This window comes from Arachidicoccus sp., from assembly GCF_050436765.1.
In the GTDB taxonomy this organism is placed as follows: domain Bacteria; phylum Bacteroidota; class Bacteroidia; order Chitinophagales; family Chitinophagaceae; genus Arachidicoccus.
The window spans coordinates 1-8095 of record NZ_JBNQGD010000219.1 but is presented as its reverse complement, the minus strand read 5'-3'; the positions used below and the strand labels follow the sequence as shown (position 1 = coordinate 8095).

Here is an 8095-nt window from a genome sequence, read left to right as displayed (position 1 = left end):
TTAATCAATTCGTTTGAAACGGAGTTCCATTTATTCCTATTAAAAATATAAGCATTCGTTTGCTTTCTTGGAGCATCAAGTTTTGAGCATCCTACATTCGCTTCCGACTTAATTATTCAACTTAATAAATCCCCCGTCAATAGGATAATCGCTGCCTGTGATAAAGCTCGCTTCATCACTACATAAATATAAAATCAAATTGGCAATTTCTGCAGGTTTTGCCATCCGTCCAATAGGTTGTGTTTGTGATAATTTTTCAAACATCTCGGCTTCTTTGCCGGGATAGTTTTTGGCTAAAAATCCATCTACAAAAGGCGTATGCACACGAGCCGGAGAAATGCAATTGCAACGAATCCCTTCTTTAATATAATCTTTGGCAACTGATAATGTCATTGCCAACACAGCTCCTTTACTCATAGAATAAGCAAACCGGTCGGGAATACCCACACTGGATGCAATGGACGCCAAATTCAGAATAACACCACCTTTCTTCTTCATCGACTCTATTACAGCAAACATACAATTATATACTCCCTTTACATTTACATTGTAAATTCTATCCAGATCATCGGGCGTAGTCGTTTCCAGTTTACCGATATGAGAAACCCCTGCACTATTGACCAAAATATCAATTTGTCCCACTTCTTGAAACGCCAGAACCACTTCAGCTTGTACAGTCACATTTACAACCAATGCAATTGCGCTTCCACCATTTTGTTTGATTTCACTTACTGTTGTTTCTGAGGCATCTTTGTTGACATCTACAACAAGAACATTTGCTCCAGCTTTCCCAAAAGCCAACGCCGTGGCTTTTCCTATACCACTACCAGCTCCGGTAATGATGGCATTTTTATTTTTTAAATTAAACATCTCTAGAATTTATGAATAACGAATGAGGAATATTACCCTCAAAAAACAGACCTAAACGTATTTTTTTTTGACAAACGCATCTAACTTTCAACTACCTAATCACCCCTGCCACCTTTAATACATAGGCATCCGTTATTTTTATTTTATTCGGATTAAAAGGGGGTAAAGTTACAATAATACCATTGCCACGCTTTTTCCAAGACAATTGTTGGCCAGTAGCCAAAAAAGTAATTTGTGCATTTTTGTTTAACGAAACATCGTTAATAACTATTGTATTATTATCTGGATATTTAGGAAGTATGCAGTATAAACTATCTGCTTTGGAAGTAAAGAACATTTGCTTGGTGGCATAACCGGAATCCGGATCGATAGTTTGTTTTATCAATAAGGATTCTTTTGCTTTAGTCTTATAATCTCTTTTTCCCCCAGACCATTGACAAGCTATTTTCCAAGGATGTGTCCCATAAATGGCTTCTCCATTTACATACAACCACTTGCCTATTTGTAACAAACGTTCCTGCATAATCGCATCTATCGTGCCATCAGCAGTAGGTCCAATGTCTAACAAGAAATTTCCGCCTCGGCTTACAATATCTGACAACTCTAAAATCAACGACTGAGCAGAGCTATAATCTGTTGCATTCTCTGCAATATTAAAACCATAGGAGTAGCCCATACCTTGACTTTCTTCAAAATAATGTCCCTTGAAATCTACGCCAGGCTGATATTCAGGCGTATATACTTCTCCATGATGGAAGCGGACCCCTCTTCCCCATCTATCATAGGTAACAATATTATCTTTAACAGGGCTATCATTGTACAACCAAGACAAAAACCTGGTCGACTGCCAGGTAGTATCCGTTTGATCCCAGTCACCATCTGTCCACAAAACAGCCGGGTGGTAATTCTCTATTAAATCTTTCATTTGAGCAATGGCATGCTTTTCGGCATATACCTTCGGGTCTTTCAAATATAACGGATTGTACCATTCATATAAAGAGTAATACAAGCCGGGCTTAACATCCGTTTTACGAAGCGCTTTAAAGAGCTCTCCTATCAAATCCTGTTTGGGACCTACTTCTGCCGCATTCCAGGGAAAACCCCAATCTCTGTCAGCTTCCTTACTTGGCCAGAGGCAAAAACCATCATGATGTTTAGAGGTAAGTACCACATACTTTGCACCAGATTTTTCAAATAAATCCGCCCATGCAGTTGGATTAAACAATTCCGCTTTAAAATATTTCGCTAAATCATAGTAGTTCTGGTCTCCATATTTCTCTTTCTGATACTTGACAACGGCGTTATCGGGTTTACCACTTTTAAGTTCGTGTTGATACCACTCTGCATAATTTCCCACTGGTGAATACGCAGGAACTGAGTACACCCCCCAGTGAATAAAAATACCGAACTTCGCATTCCGGTACCATTCGGGAACTGGGCGCTTATCGAGCGATTGCCAATTGGATTGATATTGCGCATCTGCAGCAGTCATCAATAACGAGACAAACGCAAATACCAGCCATTTCTTGTGAATCATTTTTATACTTTAAATTTGTTTACATTTTGCGCTGATAGAACAGGATCATTACTCCATTACTTCCATTTGCAGACGGAACATTTATCTCAAAAATTCTACGTTCTTTCTTGATGATGTTCTCTGTATATTGCCTTTAGAAAGGAAAGTAATTAAGATCAAATCTGTAAAAAACATCGTCCTATCTCGTTTTACTTTAATAAAGAACCAGTTTATTATAAATCAAAAATACCATCCATCATCACCCACTTCTCACCAGCTTTAGCCCATGGCAACGGCTGCTGAAATTTCCACATCAACTCTTCCCATTGCTGAACTTTTTCGTTGGTATCATCAGCCTTACCTTTTGCCTCAAAAGAAAAATCATCATTCACCTCCATCAACATAAAAAGACGATTACCCGTCCTAAATATTTGCATGTTTTCTATTCCCGAATCAACAATACTCTTTCTTATTTCCGGCCAAATATTTTGGTGGTACCGTTCATATTCTCTGATGAGTTGTTCGTCATCTTTTAAATCTAACGCGAGTGCATAACGTCTCATTTGCTTTTTATTTTAATGCTTCGCAAAATTTACCTGTACTTTATCATTGTTTCCCTTTACCCGATAACCTACCCATCCATACCAAGCAACAATCACAAAACAAAGCATAGGGATGATATAAGAAAATGAGGTAGAATATTTGTCGGATAAAACACCCATAAAATAAGGCACAAGCGCTCCACCAACGATAGACATAATCATAAAGGATGCACCTTTTTTGGTATGTGAACCAATACCCTTCAATCCTAAAGCGAAAATGGTCGGGAACATAATAGATTCAAAAAAGAATACCAGCATTAAAGACGCGATAGATAAGAAGGAATAGTTGAAAACTACTACCAAACAAAGCAATACATTGATAATAGCATAGATAGTAAGCAGTTTGTTAGCCGCAATTTTCTTCATCAAAGCAGTACCTACAAAACGACCTACTGTAAAAAGTATTAGACCAACAGAAAACAAAATAGCCGCGGTTGCATTACTAATCGTCACAAATGATAAATGAGTAGCATTGAATAAATTACAAAGACCATCAGCTAGAGATTGGACGCCTTTGTATATAAAATCTTTACCAGCATCTACTTTTGTTTCAGTACAATAATTTATGAAAAGAGCTGCCACACCTACTTGTGCAGCTACATAAAAAAACTGTGCTATCACGCCACCGATAAAATGTTTATGAGCGGATAATGGCTTTTTATCTTCTGCTTCCGAAAGATTCTCCACAACTTCTTCTTTTATTTCCGGCAGTTTAGTGCGCATAAACAAAAAGGAAATTAGCAACACAACTACTGCAATAATTAAATAAACATTTTTTACGGAATCAAGGTTATCGTTATTGCCATTGGAGAAGAATAACTGGCTCGCAATTACGGGGCCGAAGAAAGAACCAACACCGTTGAAACATTGACTTAGATTCAAACGATTAGCCGAAGTAGCAGGGTCACCCAAAACCGTAACATAAGGGTTGGCAGTCGTTTCAAGACATGCACAACCTGCAGCTAAAATAAATAAGGCAATTAAAAAGAAATTAAAATTAGCCGCGTTAGCTGCCGGGTAAAATAAAAATGCACCCAGCGAAAACATGAGTAATCCAAAAATAATCCCTTTTTTATAATCAAACTTATTGACAAAAGTTCCAATTAAACCAATAATAAAATAAGCACCAAAATAAGCCGCCTGTAATAAGGTTGATCTTGTTTTTGTAATATTTAATGTTACTTGGAAATGCTTGTTCAGCACATCTAACAGCCCATAAGCAAAGCCCCAAAGAAAAAACAAAGAAGTCACCAAAATGAATGGAAAGAGATACTTGTTTTTTGACATAGTTTTTATTTATCGTTTTAGAATAACCAATGTTCATTAATTATTTCCAAAGTAATCATTTTTATTTTTCATTTTACGATAATTTATTACCTAAAACTTATGCTATTTTAGCATAGATGAACATAAAAACCACATGATTAAAACAATATTTCATTGAAGAGCGTTCTGCATGAATGATTTTAGGTCGCCATCTATAACAAAGCCCGCGAAAAATTTCGCAGGCTTCATTCAAAATCAAATCATTAAAATATTAAAACCAACTCTCAATCCAGGTTTCGCTGGAGCCCTTGTTGCCACTCAATCTGCGGGCCCTTCTTCTTACATCTCTACGATGTTTTATATAGGTAACGATCATTAACGGAATGAATATCAAGGTTAATGGAGGAATGCCCATAAAGCTTATCCATTTCCCGCCAAACAATTTGCGCATCGGGCGCTTCAACCTTTCTGCAATTAAGTACATACTTGGTACAATAATCAACGTCATAAAGAAGGCAAAAGCAAGTCCAAAAATAATGGTCCAACTAAGTGGTTTCCAGAAGGCCACATTATCTCCACCAAAGAAAATATGCGGGTTTAGTTCAGAAAACAAAGTAATAAAATTAATGTTGAAACCAACAGCAATAGGAATAAATCCAAGTATCGCCGCCACAGCTGTAAGCAATACAGGAATAATACGCGTTTTGCCTGCTTGTATTACTGCCTCCCGGGTCTTCAAACCTCTACTTCGTAACTCATCAGCAAACTCTACAACAAGAATACCATTTTTCACCACAATACCGGCCAGTCCCACAACACCTAAGCCCGTCATCAGTACAGAGGCCGTCATTCCAAAAATAGTAATGCCGAGAAGCACACCAATTACGCTAAATACAATTTCTGTAAGGATAATAACAGATTTACTTACGGAATTAAATTGTATCACCAAAGTCAATAAGATTAATCCAAGGGCGATCATCAAAGCTTTCCCTAAGAATGCACCTGTTTCTGCTTGCTGCTCTCCTTCACCGGTTTGCTTAATGGTTACTCCTTCAGCCCCACCTTTAAAGTCTTTAATGTGATCACTAATTACTTTGTTTACTGCAGTTGCATTGTACCCCTTCGTGGTCAATACATTGGAGATTAAGGTGATTACCCTTTTCTGATTTTTTCTTTTAATGCTTCCAAATGTACTTGTAGGTTCTACCTTAACCAAGGTACCAATTGGAATATTCTTGATAGCTCCGCCACTCGCAATATCTCTAAAAGAAATATTCATGTTGAGTAAATTGGATAAATTCTGTCTCTGCAATTCATCACTTCTCAATTGAATTTTATATTCGTCTTTGCCGTCTTTAATTTTAGAAACTTCTAGTCCAAACAATGCGGTACGAATAGCCTGACCAATTTGGGCAGAAGAGACTCCTTCCGACATAGCCAGCTCTCTATTTACCGTAAGCGTTAATTCAGGATTATTTAAGTCAACATCCATTTTTAAATCTTCCACTCCCGGCACCTGAATGCTATCTAAAAAATTCTTTAGGTTAACGGCCGTTTTCACTAAATTGTCAAAGTTATCACTTGATACCTCAATATTAATTGGTGGATCTGTGGGGGGGCCGGAACTTTCTTGATCGACAGTAATTTGTGCTCCAGGAATACCGTTCATCGCCGCACGTATTTCATCCAAATAAGGCTTAGTATCTTTACCATTGCGTTTCGCATATTCTACAAAATTCACCTGCACACGCCCTAACTCACTTCTCGTGCTTCTATCCCCTGAAGCCGGGTCCGCCGCTCCAATAGCCACATTACTAATAACGCTTTCGACAATTGGGTTTGCCTTTCCAGTTTTATAATCGATCCCTAAAATTTTATCTACTTTTCCTTCCAATACTTTTGTCACCGAATCGGTATATTCTACTCTTGTACCCACTGGCAATTTTAAATAAACAAATATTTGATTCGGATCTGTTTTTGGGAAAAACTCAATCCCTGTTCTTCCAGAACTCACAGAAGCACTAAATAAAAATATAGATAAAATCAACATACCTACAGTGCCCAAAAGTAGGTGTACCGGGCGCCATCCCTTCAGTGCCCATTTCAATAAATTTTCATAATGGCTCATAATCCAAGGCAATACTTTGTTTTGGAATGAGTGTATAGCACCCTCCAAAACATAGCGATACAATAAAACCAAAAGCATAAAGAATATAATCAGGTTACCCAAGAATGTAGCACCCAACAAATCGAGTATGATCCCTAAACCTATAACTATCCAAAAGACCGGCTTCTTAAAAATAGCGGATTTTGGTTCTTTTGTTCCTTCTGGGTGATTCATAAAATCTACCGCAAAAACCGGATTCATAATAAAAGCAACCAATAATGACGCGGCCAAGGTAAAGATGAGCATGGTGGGCAAATAGACCATGAATCTACCAATGATACCGGGCCAAAACAGTAAGGGAAAAAATGGCGCTAAGGTCGTAAGCGTACCCGCCAACACCGGAACAAAGATCTCGCCGGCAGCCATTTTTGTGGCTGTATGTATAGGTAATCGCCCTTTCCCCTCTGTGAAAATACGGTGCGTATTTTCAATCACCACAATAGCGTCATCCACAATAATCCCCAGCCCAAATAAGAGGGCAAAAAGTACTATAAAATTTAACGTGACATGGGTACCTATAATCAGATCGGCACCCGGAAGTAACACAAAGGCCAAAAACATACTCAACGGCACACTCAATGCAACAAAGAATGCATTGGTGACACCCATGAAAAACATCAATACAACGAGCACCAAAATAAAACCAATAACGATAGTATTCACTAAATCGTTAAAGGAAGATTTCGTTTTAATGCTTTGGTCACCGGTAACCACTACTTTTAAATCGCTCGGATAAATTACATCTCTAGCATCTTTTACAGCTTGCTGTACCGCCTCACTCGTTTCAATTAAATTCTCTCCGCTGCGTTTTATTATGTTTAGTGTAACCACATTTTTGCCATCAAGGCGCGCAAAACTTTCTGCATCTTTTGTAGTATCTTTTATGGTTGCTATATCCTTTAAATATATAGGTGCACCTTTGGTATTACGAATAACAACTTTCTCCAGGTCATATTTGGTTTTAAATTGTCCTTTAAGCTGTAGATTCCTTTGCATATTACCCACATCCAACAACCCTCCGCTAATATCTAAGTTTTCTCCTTTTACTGCGTTGCTTATATCACTGAAAGTAATACCCGCACTTTGCATTTTATAGTTGTCCACATTAATCTGAAATTCTCTTTCAGGAGCACCTACAATATCTACCCTGTTTAATTGTGGTATATCTTCTAACTTATCCTTTAAATCATCTGCATATTTTTTAAGTTTAGTCATGTCGTAATCGCCACTCAGGTTTACATACATAATAGGCTGATCACTTAAGTTTACTTCCAATGCGGTAGGCTCCTGTGTAAGATCGGTAGGCAAATCCTGCTTGGCTTTATCTATGGCGTCTTTTACTTTCTGTAAGGCAACTTCTGTTTTTACTTTCGTGTCGAACTCTACGATAATCGCAGAATAATCTTGCTGAGAGGTGCTGGTAAATTTTTTAATTTTAGCACCCGTAATTCCTTTTATCTGCTTTTCTATAGGTCTTGTTACTAAATTCTCCATGTCTTTTGGAGAGTTACCTACATACACAGTTTGGACATATATGGTAGGTATTACAATATCAGGAAATTGCTCTTTTGGCAAAGTAGCAAACTGATAGATACCTGCAATCGTCACGAAAAGCATCATCAAATAAATAGCAGTTTTATTGCTAATACTCCACGATGTCGGCTTAAACTCTTT

The 8095-nt window shown here is 37.7% G+C and carries 5 protein-coding genes; all 5 read right to left on the bottom strand.

What is annotated here, in order from left to right:
• Positions 1 to 108: 108 nt before the first annotated feature.
• On the bottom strand, positions 109 to 870 hold the full coding sequence (locus ACQR30_RS09800; protein WP_429734516.1) for an SDR family NAD(P)-dependent oxidoreductase: 762 nt from the start codon (positions 868 to 870) through the stop codon (positions 109 to 111).
• A gap of 91 nt (positions 871 to 961) precedes the next feature.
• Positions 962 to 2407 carry an alpha-L-fucosidase gene (locus ACQR30_RS09795; protein WP_429734514.1) on the bottom strand — a complete coding sequence of 482 codons (1446 nt, stop codon included), beginning with the start codon at positions 2405 to 2407 and terminating at the stop codon, positions 962 to 964.
• Between the two features lie 212 nt (positions 2408 to 2619).
• On the bottom strand, positions 2620 to 2949 hold the full coding sequence (locus ACQR30_RS09790; protein ID WP_429734512.1) for an L-rhamnose mutarotase: 330 nt from the start codon (positions 2947 to 2949) through the stop codon (positions 2620 to 2622).
• A 12-nt stretch (positions 2950 to 2961) separates the two neighbouring features.
• The gene (locus ACQR30_RS09785) at positions 2962 to 4275 is read right to left on the bottom strand and encodes a sugar MFS transporter (protein ID WP_429734510.1); all 1314 of its coding nucleotides are present in this window, start codon (positions 4273 to 4275) and stop codon (positions 2962 to 2964) included.
• A gap of 250 nt (positions 4276 to 4525) precedes the next feature.
• On the bottom strand, positions 4526 to 8095 hold a 3570-nt coding region (locus ACQR30_RS09780), incomplete at its 5' end, for an efflux RND transporter permease subunit (protein ID WP_429734508.1).